20 protein-coding genes and 1 tRNA gene are annotated in these 20,654 nt (G+C 55.2%); 2 read left to right on the top strand and 19 right to left on the bottom strand.

Annotation, left to right across the window (positions count from 1 at the left end):
* Positions 1 to 113 precede the first annotated feature (113 nt).
* Positions 114 to 190: transfer RNA gene (locus RI563_RS08040), tRNA-Met, on the bottom strand.
* A 300-nt stretch (positions 191 to 490) separates the two neighbouring features.
* Between RI563_RS08040 and soxY the strand changes: the two genes are divergently transcribed.
* Both soxY and soxZ read left to right on the top strand, forming a co-directional pair.
* Positions 491 to 961: a thiosulfate oxidation carrier protein SoxY gene (soxY, locus tag RI563_RS08035; protein WP_310693849.1), complete on the top strand. Its 471-nt coding sequence runs from the start codon at positions 491 to 493 to the stop codon at positions 959 to 961.
* Between the two features lie 41 nt (positions 962 to 1,002).
* Positions 1,003 to 1,317, top strand: coding sequence for a thiosulfate oxidation carrier complex protein SoxZ (gene soxZ, locus RI563_RS08030; protein ID WP_310693848.1), 315 nt, complete (start codon positions 1,003 to 1,005; stop codon positions 1,315 to 1,317).
* 247 nt (positions 1,318 to 1,564) lie between these two features.
* Here the strand turns inward: soxZ and RI563_RS08025 are convergent, their stop codons facing one another.
* The 18 genes from RI563_RS08025 to RI563_RS07940 all read right to left on the bottom strand — a co-directional run bounded on the left by RI563_RS08025 (position 1,565) and on the right by RI563_RS07940 (position 20,516).
* Positions 1,565 to 2,032, bottom strand: a complete 468-nt coding sequence (locus RI563_RS08025; protein WP_310693847.1) for a DsrE family protein — start codon at positions 2,030 to 2,032, stop codon at positions 1,565 to 1,567.
* Positions 2,033 to 2,219: 187 nt separating this feature from the next.
* The gene (locus RI563_RS08020) at positions 2,220 to 3,584 is read right to left on the bottom strand and encodes a sigma-54 dependent transcriptional regulator (RefSeq protein ID WP_310693846.1); all 1,365 of its coding nucleotides are present in this window, start codon (positions 3,582 to 3,584) and stop codon (positions 2,220 to 2,222) included.
* On the bottom strand, positions 3,574 to 5,538 hold the full coding sequence (locus RI563_RS08015) for a sensor histidine kinase (protein WP_310693845.1): 1,965 nt from the start codon (positions 5,536 to 5,538) through the stop codon (positions 3,574 to 3,576). Before RI563_RS08015 ends, RI563_RS08020 begins: the two co-directional genes overlap by 11 nt.
* A 139-nt stretch (positions 5,539 to 5,677) precedes the next feature.
* A complete protein-coding gene (locus RI563_RS08010) occupies positions 5,678 to 6,001 on the bottom strand; it encodes a DUF2818 family protein (RefSeq protein ID WP_310693844.1) in 324 nt (107 codons plus the stop codon).
* Between the two features lie 25 nt (positions 6,002 to 6,026).
* The gene (nuoN, locus tag RI563_RS08005) at positions 6,027 to 7,466 is read right to left on the bottom strand and encodes an NADH-quinone oxidoreductase subunit NuoN (protein WP_310693852.1); all 1,440 of its coding nucleotides are present in this window, start codon (positions 7,464 to 7,466) and stop codon (positions 6,027 to 6,029) included.
* Positions 7,467 to 7,482: 16 nt separating this feature from the next.
* Entirely contained in the window at positions 7,483 to 9,006 is a 1,524-nt protein-coding gene (locus RI563_RS08000) for an NADH-quinone oxidoreductase subunit M (protein ID WP_310693843.1), read from the bottom strand.
* Between the two features lie 26 nt (positions 9,007 to 9,032).
* On the bottom strand, positions 9,033 to 10,991 hold the full coding sequence (nuoL, locus tag RI563_RS07995) for an NADH-quinone oxidoreductase subunit L (protein ID WP_310693851.1): 1,959 nt from the start codon (positions 10,989 to 10,991) through the stop codon (positions 9,033 to 9,035).
* Between the two features lie 16 nt (positions 10,992 to 11,007).
* Positions 11,008 to 11,313 carry an NADH-quinone oxidoreductase subunit NuoK gene (gene nuoK / locus RI563_RS07990; RefSeq protein ID WP_134081515.1) on the bottom strand — a complete coding sequence of 102 codons (306 nt, stop codon included), beginning with the start codon at positions 11,311 to 11,313 and terminating at the stop codon, positions 11,008 to 11,010.
* Between the two features lie 10 nt (positions 11,314 to 11,323).
* A complete protein-coding gene (locus RI563_RS07985) occupies positions 11,324 to 11,926 on the bottom strand; it encodes an NADH-quinone oxidoreductase subunit J (RefSeq protein ID WP_310693842.1) in 603 nt (200 codons plus the stop codon).
* A 41-nt stretch (positions 11,927 to 11,967) separates the two neighbouring features.
* On the bottom strand, positions 11,968 to 12,456 hold the full coding sequence (nuoI, locus tag RI563_RS07980) for an NADH-quinone oxidoreductase subunit NuoI (RefSeq protein ID WP_310693850.1): 489 nt from the start codon (positions 12,454 to 12,456) through the stop codon (positions 11,968 to 11,970).
* An 18-nt stretch (positions 12,457 to 12,474) separates the two neighbouring features.
* The gene (gene nuoH / locus RI563_RS07975; protein WP_310693841.1) at positions 12,475 to 13,563 is read right to left on the bottom strand and encodes an NADH-quinone oxidoreductase subunit NuoH; all 1,089 of its coding nucleotides are present in this window, start codon (positions 13,561 to 13,563) and stop codon (positions 12,475 to 12,477) included.
* A gap of 11 nt (positions 13,564 to 13,574) precedes the next feature.
* Entirely contained in the window at positions 13,575 to 15,944 is a 2,370-nt protein-coding gene (gene nuoG / locus RI563_RS07970; RefSeq protein WP_310693840.1) for an NADH-quinone oxidoreductase subunit NuoG, read from the bottom strand.
* A 20-nt stretch (positions 15,945 to 15,964) separates the two neighbouring features.
* Positions 15,965 to 17,242 (bottom strand): NADH-quinone oxidoreductase subunit NuoF, encoded by a 1,278-nt coding sequence (gene nuoF / locus RI563_RS07965; protein WP_310693839.1) that lies wholly within the window; start codon positions 17,240 to 17,242, stop codon positions 15,965 to 15,967.
* A 51-nt stretch (positions 17,243 to 17,293) separates the two neighbouring features.
* Positions 17,294 to 17,824, bottom strand: a complete 531-nt coding sequence (gene nuoE, locus RI563_RS07960; RefSeq protein WP_317622870.1) for an NADH-quinone oxidoreductase subunit NuoE — start codon at positions 17,822 to 17,824, stop codon at positions 17,294 to 17,296.
* Positions 17,803 to 19,056 (bottom strand): NADH-quinone oxidoreductase subunit D, encoded by a 1,254-nt coding sequence (locus RI563_RS07955; protein ID WP_310693837.1) that lies wholly within the window; start codon positions 19,054 to 19,056, stop codon positions 17,803 to 17,805. Before RI563_RS07955 ends, nuoE begins: the two co-directional genes overlap by 22 nt.
* A gap of 3 nt (positions 19,057 to 19,059) precedes the next feature.
* On the bottom strand, positions 19,060 to 19,680 hold the full coding sequence (locus RI563_RS07950) for an NADH-quinone oxidoreductase subunit C (RefSeq protein ID WP_310693836.1): 621 nt from the start codon (positions 19,678 to 19,680) through the stop codon (positions 19,060 to 19,062).
* Between the two features lie 12 nt (positions 19,681 to 19,692).
* On the bottom strand, positions 19,693 to 20,169 hold the full coding sequence (locus RI563_RS07945) for an NADH-quinone oxidoreductase subunit B family protein (protein ID WP_310693835.1): 477 nt from the start codon (positions 20,167 to 20,169) through the stop codon (positions 19,693 to 19,695).
* Positions 20,160 to 20,516: an NADH-quinone oxidoreductase subunit A gene (locus RI563_RS07940; protein ID WP_310693834.1), complete on the bottom strand. Its 357-nt coding sequence runs from the start codon at positions 20,514 to 20,516 to the stop codon at positions 20,160 to 20,162. The genes RI563_RS07945 and RI563_RS07940 overlap by 10 nt, the downstream gene beginning before the upstream one ends.
* Positions 20,517 to 20,654: the final 138 nt, after the last annotated feature.

Below are 20,654 nucleotides of genomic sequence, written 5' to 3'. Positions count from 1 at the left end.
GCTGACCTTCGGCCCGTTAGAGAACCAGCGAGACCGACGAGCGTGTAGCGCGTCGGGCTCATCACCCGAAGGCTAAAAAAAAGGCCGGTAAAATACCGGCCTTTTCTATCGTTTGGTAGCGGGGAGAGGATTTGAACCTCTGACCTTCGGGTTATGAGCCCGACGAGCTACCAGGCTGCTCCACCCCGCAATCGATGGCGCGTATAGTAACGACTGGCTCGACGCTTTTCAAGAAAAGAAGCAAAAGTTCCTGAAAAAAAAGGAGTTTCCCTTTTACAGCGCAGCGCCCTTGCGCGACGGCCGGCGACCTGGCGGGCTGGCGTGAGGTATGCGGATTCTGCAATTTGCGCCGGTGCAGAATGCAGACAAACGCGGTTCATCCTCCGGCGGTTATTCACCAGGTTATTGTTTTTACTCTATTTTTAAAGTGGCATGAAAGCTGCTACGAAGGTAACAGACAACAAGATTCACCATAATGAGGATTCATTTTATGCAAAATACACGTCGTCTCTTTCTCAAGGGTACGATGGCAGCCGGCACCCTGGCGGTCGCCGCGGGCGCCAATCTGTTAACCCCGGGCCAGGTGCTGGCCGCCTGGCCGGAGAAAGCCTTCAATGCCGAAAAAATGGACGCCGCGCTGGCGGAAATGGAAGGCACCACCGAGCTGGTGGAAAGCGATCGGATTACCGTCAAAACGCCGGACATTGCCGAAAACGGGGCCGTGGTTTCGGTCACCATCGGAACCGATCTGCCCGATGCCGAGAGCATCTCGGTGTACGTTCCTGTCAACGCCTTCCCGTTGACGGCGAGTTACGAACTGACTGACAAATTCGACGGTGAAATCACCGGTCGTATCAAAATGGCCAAAACCTCCGATGTCATCGCCGTGGTCAAAGCCGGTGACAAACTCTATACCGCCAAAAGAGAAGTCAAGGTCACCCTGGGCGGCTGTGGCGGCTAAGCCGGTTTCAGTTCAGACAGAATTTTCAAGGAGTTCACAGCATGGCAAATGAAATTAAAATCCGCGCCTGGAGCGAAGGCGACAAGGCCAACGTGAAGGCGATTATTTTCCATCCAATGGAAACCGGTCTTCGCAAAGACAAGAAAACCGGCAAAAAAATCCCCGCGCACTACATCACCGAGGTTGTGTGCGAACATAACGGTGACACCGTGCTCAAATGCCACTGGGGGCCCGGGGTTTCCAAAAACCCGTTCATCTCCTTTGGTTTTAAAGGCGCGAAAAGTGGCGACACTTTCACCCTCTCCTGGAAAGACAATCAGGGCCAGTCGGCCAGCCAGGAAGCCAAGATAAGCTAATACCACAACCGGCTCTTCCTTCAGGTGAAGTCAGGCGTACCTTCGGGTGCGCCTCTTTTTTTCAGGTGCTAGGTGCTAGGTGCTAGGTGCTAGGTGCTAGGTGCTAGGTGCTAGGTGCTAGGTGCTAGGAAATGGGAACTTGGAAAACTCTATTGTCAACGATTCAATTATCTCAAGGTTTTACTAGGACCTAGTCACTAGAACCTAGAAACTGAAAAAACGGGCGCCATTGGCGCCCGTTTTTTATTTACGGCTTGACGTACAGGTAACCCTTCTGCTGCAGGTGAGCAACGTGTGCGACACCTGAGGGAATGACTTCAGCGTAGGGGCTGACCTTGTTCTTGTCGATCTTCTTGCCACGGATCGTGTTGGCGCAGATCTGGAACTTGACGCCACGGTTGGCCAGACTGGCAACCGTATCGCGGAAGTCATAGACATTGCCATTGCTGTCTTTCTTGCCCATGGAACCATCAACCATCGCGAAGGCACCGCTGCTGTGTGTAACCACGATGACTTCGATATTTTCATCACCGATCGCGTTCAGGTGATTTTTGACGTTACGCAGGGCACCGGTGGCGGTGTGAATATTGTTCACGTGATAAACAACTTGTTGCTTGTCATAGCCGTTTTTGGCGCTACCGGCCTGGGCCGTAAAAGCCAGACCCAGCAGGGAAACACCCAGCACCAGGCTTTTTGAGAGACTAGATTGCATCATACTCGTTCTCCTCATGGTTTTAGAGTAGTTATGTGGTCTATACCAAAGCAAGTATTATTCCACCTGTGCCACATACCACTATTTCTATTTTTATCAATCAGTTACACGACCAGAACATAACTAATTGTTAATATATTTATAAACAGAAGGTGCAGTTTGCAGAACAATTATTGGAAAAGGGTGTAATTTACACCGCCTCATCGGTTTCCAGCCGGCGCAGTTTTCGCCACAGGGTAGTCTTGTCGATACCCAGCACTTCGGCAGCCCGGGTTTTCTTGCCATTAAAGCAGCGCAGCACATGATGAATATATTCCTGCTCCAGTTCGTTGAGCGAGAAAAATTCATGCTCCGAAAACTGCACTGGCAGATTGGAACGGCTCTGCTGCGATGACTCCCCTTCCCAGTGCAGTATGGGCCCTTCTGCCAGAATAACACTACGCTCGATCGTGTTGCGTAATTCCCGCACATTGCCCGGCCAGCTTGCTGCGTAGAGACGTTGCATTGACGCCTTGTCAAACCCCTGTACCTGGCGGGAATAACGTTGAGCGAATTCGCGAACCAATACCTCAATCAAGGCCGGGATATCCTCACGCCGTTCTGAGAGGGACGGCACATGAATGTTGACCACATTAAGACGATGATAAAAATCATGTCGCAGAGTGCCTTCCTCGACCATCTGTTCGAGATTGCGATTACTGGCCGCGATAACACGCACATCGACCGGCACGGACGAGGCGGCTCCGACGCGGGTCACGCTACCGCTCTCCAGGGCACGCATGAGTTTAATTTGCATGGTATCGGAAATGTTACAAATCTCATCCAGGAACAGCGTACCGCCATCCGCCTGTTCCATCAGCCCGTATTTGCGCTGGGTCGCGCCGGTAAAGGCGCCTTTTTCATGGCCAAACAACTCGCTTTCGAGCAATGTCGTCGTCAGAGCGCCACAATCGACCGCGACGAACGGCTCGTCCTTACGCGGGCTGTAATCGTGCAGGGCGCGGGCGACCAGTTCCTTACCGGTACCCGATTCACCACTGATAATGGCGCTGCAGCTGACTTCGGCCACCTTCTCGATAGTATTGAACAGGGTTTTCATTACGGCGGTGTCGCCGATCATGCCAAAATGGTGGCGTTCGTCATCCAGCCGTTTTTTCAGCAGACGATTCTCGTTACGCAGTCGGGTCGCCTTGAGGGTGCGCTCCATGAGCAGACGCAACTCGGCAAAATCAAACGGTTTCTTGATAAAGTCCGATGCACCGCGTTTCATCGCCTCCACGGCATTTTCCACCGAAGAGTAGCCGGTCATCACCAGCACAGGCACTTCAGTATCGACCTTGCGGATTTCACTCAGCAAGTCAAAACCGTTCATACCCGGCATGCGTAAATCCGTAATCACCACATCGGCCCCTTCTTTACTGAAAGCCGAGAGACAATCCTGTGCATTTTGAAAAGACTGGCAATGGTAATTGGCGTTATCGCAATTACGTTGCATCACCCGACAGGTCACAAGATCATCGTCCACAAACAGGACCCGTGGTGCTTTATCCGACATCTCTTGCCTCCAGTACTTCAAAGGTGTCCAGTTCCTGTAATTCGCTCTGTTTGGGCAACCGGATATGAACTCTCACACCGGCGTGTTTACTGTTCTCCAGTGTGATATTGCCACCATGGCGTTTGATTATGCCGTAGCTGACCGACAACCCCAGACCGGTCCCCTGCCCTTCCGGTTTGGTAGTAAAAAACGGATCGAATATCTTGGAGAAATCCTCAGCCCGGATCCCTTCACCCTCATCAATAATTTCCAGGTCAATATGTTCCTGACTGGAACGGGCGGTCACATGCAATCGGCATTTGGCCGGCGTGGCCTGAATGGCATTGAGCATGATATTCACCAGCACCTGTTGCAGTTGCCGGGCGTCCCCCTCCATCAGCAAGGGGGTTTCGATCAGGCTCTGTAACTCGATTTCCTCGGACTCGATGCGGTGCCGTAACAGGTCCAGTGTTTCATTGAGCAGGATCGCCATGTCGAACTCCTCGAACTTCGGCTCACTCTGCCGGGCAAAGTTCAGAATCCCCTGCACGATCCGGGCACAACGCTCACCTTCTTTTTTGAGCAGTTGCAAATCGTTACGTCCCTGTTTGTCATCTTCGGGCAATGAATCCTCGACCAGAGAAGCCAGGGACATCATATTCATTAATGGATTATTGATTTCATGACCGATACCGGCAGCCAGTTGTCCCAGGGCCGCCAGTCGCTCGGACTGACAAGCGGCACGCACCGCCGTTTCACGTTCCTTTTCCGTCCGATCCAGACTCTCGGCCAGATAATTAAAGGCCTTGCCGGCCTGGCCGATCTCATCCCGGCGCCCTGGCTTGACTTCGATACGTGCTTCGCGCTGCCCGTCGGCAAAGCGCCGGATAATTTCGGCCAGTTGATGAACCGGCGCAGTCAGTCGACCGGACGCCCAGACCGCAACCAGCAAGCTGATAAACAGCAGCGCCCCCAGTAACAACCAGATGGATTTGCGCATGTTGTTGATGGGCGCATAAACCACTTCGGGATCGGCCTCGATGACCAGCAGCCATTGTGTCGAGCGATCCGGATAAGGCGCCAGCTTCTGGTAAAACAGCATCCGCTCGGGATTACTCAGCAACGAACCGTTTCGCCCTCCCGTTTTGATGGCTTTCCAGTCGGCCGGCTCGAGCATGCTGGTAAGTCGATATTCGGAGCCGAGCTGATCCGCAAAGCGTTTGTCGTCATCCGGATGATAGAGAAAGATGCCATCCCGCCTGGCGTTGTCGGACAATTCCACGATATAGGTTTTACCCGGGAAACCGCCCAGCGACGAGGTCATGGTCGAATCCAGCCGCGAGCCCCACATATTGGCCACCAGGACGCCTTCAAAATCACCGAGTTCATCCAGCAGAGGTACAGAGTAACGCACCATGGCAGGACAGAAATCGGCATCCCGTTCGACCTGACCCAGTTCGAAGTCGGACATCAGTATGTCGCCGTTTGAACCCATGGCCTCTTTGAAGAAAGGACGATTGGACTGATCGGCAATATACATACGGCCATGTTCATCATCGGTATAAACCGGTTCTACCGGCTTACCCTCTTTAATCTTGACCAGGGTTTTACCCGACGCATCAATGAAACGCACGGCCTGAATACTGGAGACCGACTTCTGGTAACCGAGCAGGAACTGCTCCAGGGCATCGGCGCTACGCTGGTACTGCCCGGTGTCAAAGCGTTGGGGGAAACGGGCGGCCGCCGCAAAATCACGGACAACCGGCACGCGTCCGAGGCCACTGGCCACCGATTTCTGATTGTTCAGAATCAATTGCAACTCACTGGCCATTTTATCGAGCGAGCCGTGCAACTGGGTTTCGGTGCGAATGGTGACCTCGCGTTCCATCCGTTCAACGACGCCGAACAACAGAACCAGCAAGGGCACACTGGTCAGGAGGGAGAGAACAATAAAAAATTTATGTCGCAGATGCATAACTGCATATTACCAATCAGGGTGCAGGATGCAGTAATTATGACAGAACCAACGTCGACGACAAGTTCAGAATGAATATTTTTTGTACATTAACGAGCGCTAATATATAAACAATGCAGAAATCGGTGCAATCTGCACCCTAACGAGTGCGTTGATGATCCAGGATCGGACGTAACTGATAACGATAGATGAAGCCGGGAATGGCAAACACCACAAACAGGCAGAGCGTAACGACGTAAAACTCCCAGTCCTGGGCATAACGGTCACCGGTGGCCTTCTGTTCCAGTCCGACAGCTGTCAGTCCGACCAGCAGATAGAGCACCAGCCACTCGAGCAGACGCATCCAGGCGCGCTTGGTATTGCCTGGCGGGCTGAAGAAGAAAAAGAACCGTTCGCCCAGCCACGGCAGGTTGGCCGCGAGGACAGCGACCAGCAGAAGAATCCAGATAAAGAGTGCTGACATGAGACCGCCTGTAGTTGAGACGCTATTATGCCCCGGACAGTGCAGCGAGGCAAAGGGCCATCAGCGTACCCGGAAAGACCCCGATTAACAGCACCGACAGGCCATTGGCACTGAGCAACAGGCGCATGTCCAGCGACATTTCCAGCCGCGCCCTGTCCTCCGGCTTGTCAAAGTACATCAGGCGAATCACCCGCAGATAGTAGAAGGCCCCGATAATCGAAAAGATTACCGCAACCACCGCCAGCCAGACCATATCGGCGGCCACGATCTCCTTGAGAACCGACAGCTTGGCCCAGAAGCCGATGAAAGGCGGGACCCCGGCCATGGAGAACATCACAATAAGCATCATGAAAGCAAACCAGGGACTGCGCTGGTTCAGGCCCTTGAAATCGTCCAGCTTGTCGGCCTCAAAACCCTCCCGGCTCAGCAGGATGACCATGCCGAATCCGCCCAGGGTCATCAGTACGTAACTCAGGGTATAGAACATGGCGGCGGCATAGCCTTCGGCGGTGCCGGTCAGTACCCCCAGCAACAAAAACCCGACGTGAGAGATGGTCGAATAGGCCAGCATGCGTTTGATATTGCTCTGGGCGATGGCCACGATATTCCCCACGCCCATGGAGAGCACCGCCAGGATTATCAGAATGTCCTGCCACTGGGCATGCAGGCCGCCCAGCCCGTCCACCAGCAGGCGCATCAACATGGCAAACGCGGCGAGCTTGGGCGCGCTGCCGATAAACAGCGTCGTGGGGGTGGCCGCACCGTGGTACACATCCGGCACCCACATATGAAACGGTACCGCGCCGAGTTTGAAGGCAATGCCGACAATCAGGAAGACCAGGCCGAAGGTCAGCAACAGCTGCTTCTCACTGCCAGGGATCTGTTGCGCCACTTCGGCCAGATCCAGGGTGCCAGTCACGCCGTAGATCATGGAGATGCCGTACAACAACATACCCGAGGCGATGGCACCGAGAATAAAATATTTCATCGCCGCCTCGGAAGCCGTAACCGAATCACGCTGCATCGCCACCATGGCGTACAGCGACAGGGAGAGCAGTTCGAGTCCCAGATAGATGGTCAAAAAGTTGTGCGCTGAAGTAAGGATCATCATCCCCAGAATGGCGAACAGCCCCAGCACATAGAATTCCCCCTTGAAGATCTGGCGCTGCTGCAAGTAATCACGGGAATAGGTAAACGTCACGGCCCCGGCGATGAAAATACAGGCCTTGAGGATATCCGCCATAGGATCGCGCACGAACGTATCGCTGAAGGTCAGCACTCTGCCCTGGCTGAAGTCCATCACTACCAGAATAAACGCCACGACCAGTGTCAGCTGGGTCAACAGATAGGTAACAATCCGTTGTCGATCCTGCAAAAACAGATCAACGACCAGGATCAGACAGGCCATCGAGAGAATGAAAATCTCGGGCAGCGCCGGAGCAATATTGGGCATGGTAAAGTTCATCATCACTCTTGTCGTTCTATTGTATGACCTTGGACTGGGTCATATGCAGTAACAGGTTTTCCACACTGGCATCCATCACTTCCAGCAGCGGCGCCGGCCAGATCCCCAGCAGCAGGACCGCCACGGCCAGAATCGCCAGGATCAAAAATTCACGTCGGCCGATATCCTGCAACGCCGCGACCTTGTCGTTGGCCACCGCGCCGAAGATGACCCGTTTGACCATCCACAGGGTATAGGCCGCGCCCAGAATCAGGGTCAGTGCCGCCAGGAAGGCGTACCAGAAGTTGGCCTTGAAGCTGCTCAGGATGACCATGAACTCGCCGACGAAACCGGAGGTGCCCGGCAAACCGGCATTGGCCATGGCAAACAGCACCATGAAAGCAGCAAACACCGGCATGGTATTCACCACCCCGCCGTAATCGTTGATCTCGCGCGAGTGCAGCCGGTCATAGAGAACCCCGACACACAGGAACATGGCCCCGGAAATGAAACCGTGGGAGATCATCTGCACGATCCCGCCGGAGATCCCCATGGCCGCGCCTTCGTAGCTACCGGTGTTGGCGTAAATCTGCCAGGCGATGAAAAAGCCCAGCGTCACGAAACCCATATGCGAGATGGACGAATAGGCGATGAGTTTTTTCATGTCCTGCTGCACCAGCGCCACAAAGCCGATATAGACCACCGCAATCAATGACAGCGTAATCATCAGCCAGGCCAGTTCCTGACTGGCGTCCGGCGTAATCGGCAGGGAAAAGCGCAGAAAACCGTAAGCCCCCAGTTTGAGCATAATCGCGGCCAGAATCACCGACCCGCCGGTGGGCGCTTCCACATGGGCATCGGGCAACCAGGTATGGACCGGCCACATCGGCACCTTGACCGCGAAGGCCATCAGAAAAGCCAGGAAGATCAGCAGCTGCGGAGTCATGCCCAGCGGTTGCTGGTGGAAATCGAGAATTGCAAAACTGCCGCTATGGAAATAGAGATACAGCAGGGCCACCAGCATGAACACCGAACCGAAGAAGGTATACAAAAAGAACTTGATGGTGGCGTAGATCCGGTTGGGCCCGCCCCAGACGCCGATGATAATAAACATCGGGATCAGCATCGCTTCCCAGAATACGTAAAACAGGGCCGCATCGAGCGCGGCAAATACCCCGTTCATCAATCCTTCCATAATCAGGAAAGCCGCCATGTACTGCGCCACGCGTTCCTTGATCACTTCCCAGCCGGCAATTACCACCAGCACCGTCATAAAGGTAGTCAGCAGGATCAACGGCATGGCGATGCCGTCCACCCCCAGATGGTAGAAAATACCCCAGGAACCGATCCATTCATGCCGTTCGGTGAACTGCATGGCTGCTGTTCCCGTCTCGAACTCGGTATACAACGGAATCGAAATCAGGAACGTGACAACCGACCAGAACAGCGCGGTCAGCCGGGCCAACGGCGCCTGCTTGTCACTGCCCGTGGTCAATACCAGCAGACCGCCCAGAATGGGCGTCCAGATCACGAGGCTTAACAATGGCCAGTCAGAAAACATGCGTTCGACCCTTTATTATTTATTCTTTATTGATTAAGAAACACAAACAGTCCGAGCAACACAACCACCCCGATAATCATGGCAAAGGCGTAGTGATACAGATAACCGGTCTGGACATGTCGGATCCGCCCGGCGAACCAGCCCACCAGCGCCGCTGATCCGTTGACGATCAACCCATCGATCAGTTTTACGTCGCCGATACGCCACAGTTTCTGACCGATTTGACGTCCGCCGCCGGCAAACACGATTTCATTAAAGCGATCGAAGCCGTATTTGTTTATCAGGATAGTATGCAGCCATTGCAGACGGGCCTGGATCTGGCCGGGAATCTCCGGGCGTTTCATATACAGGAACCAGGCCGTCAAGACCCCCGCGGCCGCCAGCCAGAAGGGCCATGTCACAAAGGCATGCAGGGCCATCGCCCACCAGCCGTGGAAACCGGCGGCCCAGTCACCCAGCGCATCGTGTTCGGGCAAGACGAAGATCGCCTCGCGGAAAAAGTCGCCGGCGATCATGTCGCCCATAAAAATAGCACCGATAATCACCGAGGGAATCGCCAGCAGTATCAGCGGCACGGTCACCACGGGAGGGGTTTCATGCAAATGTTCGCGGGTGTGCTCATCCATGCGTTCCTTGCCGTGGAACACCAGAAAATACATACGGAAACTGTACAACGCGGTCACAAACACGCCGGTCAGCACGGCGAAATAGGCAAAGCCGGAACCGGCGATCTGCGAATGGGCCACCGCCTCGATGATCGAATCCTTGGAATAGAAGCCGGCAAACAACGGCGTCCCGATCAGCGCCAGCGAGCCAATCAGCGAGGTAATCCAGGTAATCGGCATATATTTGCGCAGCCCGCCCATCTTGCGCATGTCCTGCTCGTGATGCATGGCGATGATCACCGAGCCGGCCGCCAGAAACAGCAGCGCCTTGAAAAAGGCATGGGTCATCAGATGAAAGATGCCGGCGGCATAGGCGGAGGCACCCAGGGCGACGGTCATGTAACCCAGCTGCGACAGGGTCGAATAGGCGATTACCCGCTTGATGTCGTTCTGTACCAGTCCCAGGAAGCCCATGAACAACGCAGTGATGGCACCGATTACCAGTACGAAGGTCAACGCGGTTTCGGAGAATTCAAACAGCGGCGACATACGCGCCACCATGAAAATGCCGGCGGTGACCATGGTCGCGGCATGGATTAACGCCGAGATGGGGGTCGGGCCTTCCATGGAATCGGGTAGCCAGACATGCAGCGGCACCTGGGCCGATTTGCCCATCGCGCCAATGAACAACAGGATGCAGATAACAGTAATCACCGACCAGGCATTGTCGCCGAACAGGGTGATGGTCTCGCCGTCAACCTGTTCCACCTGGCCAAACACGGTGGCGTAATCCAGGGAGCCGAAGTACATCAGCACCGCGGCGATCCCCAGCAAAAAGCCGAAATCCCCCACCCGGTTGACCAGAAACGCCTTGAGATTGGCGTAAGTGGCGCTGTCGCGGGTATACCAGAAACCGATCAATAGATAGGAAACCAGGCCTACCGCTTCCCAGCCAAAGAACAGCTGCAGGAAGTTGTTGGCCATCACCAGCATCAGCATCGAGAAGGTGAACAGGGAGATATAGCTGAAAAAGCGCTGGTAACCGGGATCCTCGTGCATATAACCAACGGTATAGATATGCACCATCAGAGAGACGAAGGTCACCACCACCATCATCATGGCGGTCAGGTTATCGATCAAAAAGCCGATCTCGAAGCGGATCCCCTCGCTGACCATCCAGGTATAAACTGACGCGTTGTAGACGGCGGCCCCGTCGAACACCATGTGTTTGAACGTGATAGCGGACAACACAAAGGCAACCGCAACGCCAATGATGGTCACCCAGTGCGCGCCTGCACGGCCGATTTTTTTACCGAACAGACCGGCAATGATCGCCCCGATCAGCGGTGCCAGCACGGTCCAGAGATAGACGCTTTCCATATTATGATTCATCAATCTAGCCTTTCATGCTGTCCAGTTCGGTGACATTGATCGTGCGTTTGTTACGGAACAACACCACAAGAATCGCCAGACCAATCGCCGCCTCGGCCGCCGCCACCGTCAGAATAAAGAACACGAATACCTGGCCTGCCGTATCGCCCAGAAAATGGGAGAAGGCGATAAAATTCATATTCACCGCCAGCAGCATCAATTCGATTGCCATCAGCAGAATAATGATGTTTTTCCGGTTGATGAAAATGCCGGCAATACTCAGGCCGAACATCACCGCGCCCAGGATCAAAAAGTCGGATAACGCTAGCATCGAAGCTCCCCTATTTCCTGTCGTCGGACTGCATTTTAATCACCCGCACCCGATCCTCGCGCTTGACCGAGATCTGACTGTCCGGATTCTGGTATTTGGTGGTCGGCCGCTTGCGCAGGGTCAGGGCAATGGCCGCGACGATCGCCACCAGCAGAATGACCGCGGCAATCTCGAACGGATAGACATACACGGTATACAGCACGTTACCCAGTTCACGGGTATTGCTATAGTCTGCCGCATGGCGCTCCGGTGCGGGCATCTCGTCCAGGCTGAAGTTCTCGGGTCCGACCACGCCGACCAGCATGACGACCAGCAGGATGGCGACACCAATGCCAACCGGTAGATAACGAATAAAACCCTCTTTGAGCTGTGCTGTATTGATATCCAGCATCATCACCACGAACAGGAACAACACCATGACCGCCCCGACGTAGACCAGCACCAGGGTAATGGCAAGGAATTCGGCCTCCAGCAGCATCCAGATAGCGGCACTGGCAAAAAAGGTCAGTACCAGAAACAGGGCGGCACGTACCGGGTTGCGCACACTGATCACCATGGTGGCGCCAAACACCATGATGGCAGCAAAGATGTAAAAAATGAGTTTTTCTACCATGTCGTTGTTATCTTCTGATTGTCTTTTTGGTTGTTGCGCGTTTAACGGTATGGCGCGTCTTCCGCCCGGGCATCGGCAATCTCTTTTTCATATTTGTCGCCTACCGCCAGCAGACGGTCCTTGGTCATATAGAGATCACCCCGTTTTTCCCCGTGGTATTCAAAAATATGGGTTTCAACAATCGAGTCGACGGGGCAGGACTCCTCGCAATAGCCGCAGAAAATACATTTGGTCAGGTCGATATCGTAACGGGTCGTGCGCCGGGTGCCGTCATCGCGCTGTTCCGACTCGATGGTAATCGCCAGCGCCGGGCAAACGACTTCGCACAGTTTGCAGGCGATGCACCGCTCTTCCCCGTTGGGATAACGACGCAGCGCGTGCAATCCCCGAAAACGCGGTGACAGCGGGGTGTGCTCTTCCGGATATTGCAAGGTGACCTTGCGTACGAACAAGTGTCGCCCGGTCAGTCGCATACCCCGGAACAATTCCAGCAGGAACAGACTCTTGATAAACCGTACTGCGGTATTCATCATTTACGCCTCCTGTTCCTAGTCAAACCACCAACCGAAGCCAGTCAGAATCATCAGCCCGACCACCATCAACCAGACGATGGTGATCGGGATAAAGACCTTCCAGCCCAGACGCATGATCTGGTCATAGCGATAACGCGGGAAAGTGGCGCGGAACCATAAATAAAAGAACAAGAAAATGGCCGTTTTGATCAGCAACCAGTGGACGCCGTGTCCCAGCAACAGGCCCAGGCCGGTGATCTCGAACCAGGCCTCGGGCATCCAGCCTTCAAACGGTGACAACCAACCGCCCAGAAACAAGACCGCAGCCAGTACCGAAATCAGAATCATGTTGGCGTATTCGGCCAGGAAAAATACCGCGAACACCATCCCTGAGTATTCCACATGAAAACCGGCTACGATTTCCGATTCCCCTTCGGCCACGTCAAACGGGGCGCGGTTGGTCTCGGCTACGCCGGAGATAAAATAGATGACGAACATCGGCAGCAGCGGCAACCAGAACCAGTGCAGCGGACTGCCGGCCTGGGACTCGATAATGGTGCCGATATTCAGACTGCCAGCGGCCATGATCACGGTGACCAGCGCAAAACCCATGGCGATCTCGTAAGCGACGATCTGGGCCGCCGAGCGCATGGCCCCCAGCAGCGCATATTTGGAGTTGGACGCCCAGCCGGCGATGATGACGCCGTACACCCCGACCGAGGTGATTGCCAGAACATACAGCAGACCGGCATTGATATCCGCCAGCACGTATTCCGCGTTGAAAGGAATCACCGCCCAGGCCGCCAGCGCCGGACCGATGGAAAGAATTGGCGCAATCACGAACAACACCTTGTTGGCGCCGGTCGGAATGACGATTTCCTTGAAGATCAGCTTGAGCGCATCGGCAATCGGTTGCAGCCAGCCGCGCGGTCCGACGCGGGTGGGCCCCATACGCACCTGCATGGCCCCGATGATCTTGCGCTCGGCAAACGTCAGATAGGCGACCGCCAGCATCAGCGGTGCAACAATCATTACGATCTGCAGCATGATCAACACGGCGGGCTGCGCAAACCACCAGGTGGTAAACTCGGCCAGTGATTGATAAGTTGAATTAAGCCATTCCATCTCGTTGCGCCCTAACCCTGTTGCAATTCAATCGGCCCGTAGGCATGAGCAAGCGTTTCACTGTCCGGCACACCGTAGGGAATCAGAATACAGTGTGTCGGGACCGCCTCGTCGATCACCAGGGGCAAACGGGCTTCGCCACCCGCCTGACGTACCATCACACTGTCGGCCTCAAGGACACCATTGTCGCGCGCTGTCTGCTCATTCATGTAAGCGGCGGCGGCTATCGCATCGGCCGTATCCTGTAACGGCCGCGCGCGGCGCACCAGCGAGTCCACCGCATAGATGGGCAGATGCCCAATGCGTTGCAAACCACTTGTGGCGGAACGCAATGCCGGAGCATGCCATTGTCCCTGTCCGGCTTGCGGCGCCTCACCGGTGAGTTGCTTCAATTCATCCCGCACTTCCTCGGAAGTCACCTGCTCAAAACCATCCAGTTCAAACAGGTTGCCCAGTACCCGCAATACTTTCCAGGCCGGCTTGGCTTCTTCCAGCGGATTCACCGCTGCGGCAAAGCTCTGCCAGTAGCCCTCGACATTCACCAGCGTACCGGACATTTCGGTGAATGGGGTCACCGGCAGAATCACATCGCAACAGCGCTTGAGACTGTCGCTGACAAAGGGTGTCAGGCAAACCACAAAATCCGTGTCATCGATCGCTTTCAACGCTTCGGCCCCGTAGGCCGAATCGAACTCCGGCTCGACGTTCAGCAGTAACATGGCGCCCATGGCCTGACTCAACATCTCGCCGGCATGGAATCCCGCCCCGGCAATCGCTTCACCACCGGCCAGGCGGTGCGGTACTGCACCGGCCAGCCAGGCGCCGGCACTGTTGGCGCCATCGCTCAGATAGCCGAAGCTGGCGCCGGACAGGCGGGCGATCAAACTGCCCAGCGCCTGCAGTTCGCTGAATTCCTGCTGTCCCATACCCTGGGTCCCGAGCAGGACCGCGGCCTTGTCGGCACTGTGCAAATGTTTGGCAATGGCCAGATGATCGTCATGGGTGGTGATGTTTTCCAGCTCACCGGCCAGATCCGCCGGGGCCGACTCGCCGCTCAGGGTCAGCAACGCCCTGGCGACACCGGCCAGCGTCCGGGGCATGTCGGTCGGGGCAGTGACAATGGACTCGGCCAGTGGGAAGTTGACATCATAGTCGACGGCGTTAACCGACATAATGCTGGCGCCACGCAGCGCGGCCTTGCGCAGGCGGTGCGCCAGAATGGGCTGGTCCTTGCGGATGCAGGCACCGATCAACAGCCCCGCATCGAGTTGTTCCAGTTCGGCAATGTTTGTCCCCAGCGAAGGGTAACGCGGCATCATCTCCTGCGAGCGAAAATCAAGCTGACGCAGACGGTGATCGATATTGTGGCTACCGAGACTGCGCAGCAGTTTTTGCAGCAGGTACATTTCCTCGAGCGTGGCGCTGGAAGATGTCAGTGCACCAATCTTCGCGGCATTTTGTTGCTGAACCGTCCCGATGCCCTCGACGGCGTAATTGAGCGCAATCTGCCAGTCGACCTCTTTCCACTCATCGCCCTGTTTGATCAGGGCATGACGGGCGCGTTGTTCGTCATACAGACCGTTATAACTGAAACGGTCCCGGTCAGACAGCCAGACTTCGTTAAGCGCCTCGTTTTCCTTCGGCAGGACCCGCATCACGGTATTACGCCGAACTTCAATGTCCAGATTGGAACCCACGCAGTCATGCGCAGCGATACTGTCACGTTGCTGGTTTTCCCAGGGTCGACCACGATAACGATAGGGTTTGGACGTCAACGCCCCGACCGGACACAGGTCAATGACATTGCCTGACATTTCCGAGGAGACCGCGCTTTCCATATAAGTCCCGATACGCGTGTCCTCGCCACGGCCATAGGCCCCCAGCTCCATGATACCGCCGATCTCCTGACCGAAACGCACGCAACGGGTGCAATGAATACAACGTGTCATATCGGTGGCGATCAGCGGGCCGATATTCTTGCTCGGGACCACGCGCTTCTTTTCGGAAAAACGCGACACATCCTTGCCATAGCCCATGGCGATATCCTGCAGATCACACTCTCCGCCCTGATCACAGATCGGACAATCCAGAGGATGGTTGATCAACAGAAATTCCATCACGCTCTTCTGGGCTTCGATCGCAAGCTCGGATTGGGTAAACACTTTCATGCCGTCGGTCACCGGCGTGGCACAGGCGGGTAACGGTTTGGGCGCCTTTTCCACTTCTACCAGGCACATACGACAGTTGGCCGCCACCGACAGTTTCTTGTGATAACAGAACCGCGGAATCGTGATCCCCGCATTATCTGCCGCTTCGATCACCATCGTGCCCGAAGGTACCTGAAGCGCAATCCCGTTGATTTCAATGTTAACGTCTGACATTCAACCGTTGCCTGTTAGCGTTATGAGCGTCCACCGACCAGGCACTTGCCATGATCGATGTGATACTGGAATTCGTCCCGGTAATGCTTGAGAAAACTCTGCACCGGCATCGCCGCCGCATCCCCCAGCGCGCAGATGGTACGCCCGGCAATGCGCGAGGCGACATCATCCAGCAGGTCCATATCTTCCGGTTTACCCTGACCGTGTTCGATGCGATGTATCACCCGCGACAACCAGCCGGTCCCCTCGCGACAGGGTGTGCACTGGCCGCAGGATTCTTCAAAATAGAAGTGAGAGAGGCGCGCCAGGGCATCCACCATGCAGGTAGTCTCATCCATCACGATCACCGAACCGGCACCCAGCATGCTGCCGGCCTTGGCCAGCGAGTCATAATCCATATCGGTATCCATGATCACATCGGCAGGTAATACCGGTACCGATGACCCGCCCGGAATGACGGCCTTGAGCTTGCGTCCGTCGCGCATTCCGCCGGCCAGCTCCAGCAATTCAGCAAACGGGGTCCCCAGCGGAACTTCAAAATTGCCCGGTTTATTCACATGGCCGGAAACACTGAACAGCTTGGTACCGCCATTGTTGGGCTTGCCCAGCTCCAGAAACCACTGACCGCCGTGTTGCAGAATCACCGGTACCGACGCCAGCGTTTCGGTATTATTAATGGTGGTCGGCTTGCCATACAGCCCGTAACCGGCGGGAAACGGCGGCTTGAAACGCGGCTGGCCCTTCTTGCCTTCGAGGGATTCGAGCAGGGCGGTTTCTTCACCACAGATATAGGCGCCGGCCCCCAGATGATTGTGCAGTTCAAAATCAAAGCCACTGCCCAGAATATTCTTGCCCAGCAGACCGGCGGCACGCGCCTCTTCCAGCGCCGCCTCGACCCGTTCATAGGGCTCCCAGAACTCGCCGCGAATGTAGTTGTAACCGACCGAGGCACCGATGGTGTAGCCAGCGATAATCATGCCTTCGATCAACTGATGCGGGTTATAGCGCATGATGTCCCGGTCCTTGCAGGTGCCGGGCTCGCCTTCATCCGAGTTGCAGACGATATACTTTTGACCGGGCGCATTGCGCGGCATGAAGCTCCACTTGAGGCCGGTGGGAAAGCCGGCTCCACCACGACCACGCAGCGAGGAGGTTTTCAGGTCCTCGATAATCTGTTCCTGTGGTGTCTGTTCAGCGAGAATTTTTTTCAGCACCTCATAACCGCCGACGCTGCGATAACTGTCCAGCGTCCAGGGTTTGTCGAGGTGTAGCGTGCGGAAGCAAACTTCATTTGCCATCGGTTATTCTCCCGCCCGGTTGATTGTTATTGTTATCATCATATTCCGGTTTTAATCGAGACCATCGAGAATTTCGTCAATACGTTGCGGTGTCAGCTTGCCGTAATAGGCGTCACTGATCTGGAACATCGGCGCATCCACGCAGGCACCCAGACATTCGACTTCCTTGAGGGTAAAACGTCCATCGTCGGAGGTCTCACCCATTCCGATACCCAGTCGTTCCTGCAAATGTTTGACGACTTCATCGGAACCACACAGTTTGCAGGAAATATTGGTGCAGACGCAGATCTTGTGGCGTCCGACCGGCTCCAGTTCATACATCGAATAGAAAGTGGCAACCTCGTAAACCGCGATTGGCGGCATCTGCAGGTATTCCGCCGTCGCCTCAAGCAAATCATCCGTCAGGTAGCCGCCGTTTTGATCCTGCAGGATGCGCAGGGCAGCCATCACCGCCGACTGTTTCTGATCGGCCGGATACTTGGCAATCCATTGATCGATCTCGGCACGCGACCCGTCGTTTATCAGGTGCAGTTTACTGCCGGCTTTTTTGTGTTGCGCCATCATCGATCGATCTCTCCGAATACAATATCCATGGTACCGATAATGGCGACCACATCGGCCAGCATGTGCCCTTCACTCATTTCATCCATCGCCGCCAGATGGGCAAAACCCGGTGCCCGCACTTTCAGACGATAGGGTTTATTGGCGCCATCGGAAACCAGATAGACCCCGAACTCGCCCTTGGGGTGTTCGATAGGGGTATAGACCTCTCCGGCCGGCAGAGTATAGCCCTCAGTAAACAGTTTGAAGTGATGAATCAACGCTTCCATGTCGTCTTTCATTTCCTCGCGTTTCGGTGGCGCAAGCTTGTGATCGTCGAGCATGACCGGACCGGGGTTGTGGCGCAGCCACTCGATACATTGTTTGATAATCCGGACAGACTGGCGCATCTCCTCGATGCGAACCAGGTAGCGATCATAGCAATCGCCATTCACACCGATCGGTATATCGAAATCCATTTTTTCGTAAACTTCATAGGGCTGCTTTTTGCGCAGATCCCATTCAATTCCTGAACCGCGCAGCATCGGACCGGTGAAACCGAGTTGCAAGGCACGCTCGGGGGAGACAACGCCGATACCGACCGTACGCTGTTTCCAGATACGGTTGTCTGTCAGCAGGGTTTCGTATTCGTCGATCAGCCCGGGGAAACGTTGTGCGAAGTCATCGATAAAATCCAGTAACGAGCCACTGCGAGCTTCGTTCAAACGTTTGGTCTCGGCCTCATCCTTGTATTTGCTACTCTGATATTGCGGCATTTTGCCGGGCAGATCGCGGTACACCCCACCGGGGCGGTAATAGGCCGCATGCATGCGTGCGCCGGACACCGCCTCGTACATATCCATCAGATCCTCGCGCTCGCGGAAGCAGTAGAGGAACATGGTCATGGCGCCCACATCCAGGGCGTGGGTTCCCAGCCACATCAGATGATTCAGAATCCGGGTGATCTCATCGAACATGACGCGGATGTACTGGGCGCGCAGCGGTGGCTCGATATCCAGCAGTTTTTCCAGTGCCAATACATAGCCGTGCTCGTTACACATCATGGAAACGTAATCGAGCCGATCCATGTAGGGTATCGTCTGGTTATAGGGCTTGCTTTCCGCCAGCTTTTCGGTGGCACGATGCAACAGACCCACATGCGGATCGGCGCGTTGAATCACTTCGCCATCCATCTCCAGTACCAGGCGCAAAACGCCGTGCGCGGCCGGATGCTGGGGCCCGAAATTCAGCGTGTAGTTTCGGATTTCGGGCATCGGTTATTCCTCTTCTTCCTGCATGAGACGATCGGCATAACGATGATCGTCGCGAATAACACGCTGCTGGGCAACCCGCGGTTCGATGCTCACCGGTTGATAGACCACGCGCTGCTTGTCCGGGTCGTAACGCATTTCCACATTACCGATGAGCGGGAAATCCTTGCGAAACGGATGACCGATAAAGCCGTAATCCGTCAATATGCGGCGCAAGTCGGGATGGCCTTCATACACAATGCCGTACAGATCGAAGGCCTCGCGCTCGAACCAGTTGGCCGAGGCCCAGACGTCCACCATCGAGGGGATCACCGGCGGCTCCTCGTCCAGCATCACCTTAAGACGCAGGCGGTGATTCTGTTTGATCGATAACAGATGATAGACCGAGGCAAAGCGTGGCCCCTGCCAGGCGCCATCACCGCCATAATCGCGATAATCCACCCCACAGACATCAATCAGCTCGGCAAAGGCCAGTGCCGGATCGTCACGCAACACAGTCGCCACCTCAACCAGGTGGTGCCTGTCGGCGGTAACGGTCAGTTGGCCCCAGCTCACATCGCAGGAATCGATACGCTCGCCAAGTTTTTTCCGGACCTGTTCGGCCAGTTGTATGTAATATCTGGACATATATAAAAGGTATCAGCGGGCTATGGTATTGGTTCTTTTTATTTTGTTCTGCAACTGCAAAACCCCGTACAGCAGCGCTTCCGCCGTGGGCGGGCAGCCTGGCACGTAAATATCCACCGGAACAATGCGATCACAACCGCGCACCACCGAATAGGAATAATGATAATAACCGCCGCCATTGGCACAGGACCCCATGGAGATCACCCAGCGCGGCTCGGCCATCTGGTCATACACCTTGCGCAAAGCCGGGGCCATCTTGTTCACCAACGTGCCGGCGACGATCATTACATCCGATTGGCGCGGGCTGGGCCGGAAAATCAGGCCCATGCGATCCATGTCATAACGGGCCGCAGCGGCGTGCATCATCTCCACCGCGCAACAGGCCAGACCAAATGTCATCGGCCACATCGAGCCGGTGCGCGCCCAGTTGATCAGTCGATCAGCGGTGGTGGTGACATAACCTTCTTTGAGTAACCCTTCTATTCCCATTCCAGGGCTCCTTTTTTCCATTCATAGATGAAGCCAATAACCAGAATCCCCAGAAAAATCGCCATGGCGACATAGCCGAACAGACCGATGTCTTCCAGCACCACGCCCCATGGGAATAAAAACGCAATTTCCAGATCAAAAATAATAAAGAGAATGGCGACCAGGTAATACCGCACATCGAACTTCATGCGCGAATCTTCAAACGCCTCGAAGCCACATTCGTAAGGAGAGAGTTTTTCACTGTCAGGACGGCTCGGCGCCAGGACAAAGCCCAGCACGATCATGACAACGCCGACGGTTAAACCGACGATCATGAAAAGGAGAACCGGCAGATAGTTCTCTAGCATCGTTGCGTTCCTCCGCCGCATCCCGCAGTGACTGCGGATGTATTTAAAACCGACTCAGCGGGCGGCTTTGTTTATTATTTTTCTGGTGGCTGATCATCTTGATCAAAGCCGAGCCAGTCTAGGCTAGCCACAAACTTT

It is taken from the genome of Thiohalophilus sp., assembly GCF_031581315.1.
In the GTDB taxonomy this organism is placed as follows: domain Bacteria; phylum Pseudomonadota; class Gammaproteobacteria; order UBA6429; family Thiohalophilaceae; genus Thiohalophilus.
The sequence above is the reverse complement of the archived record's forward strand: the minus strand, read 5'-3'. Positions and strand labels throughout refer to the sequence as shown.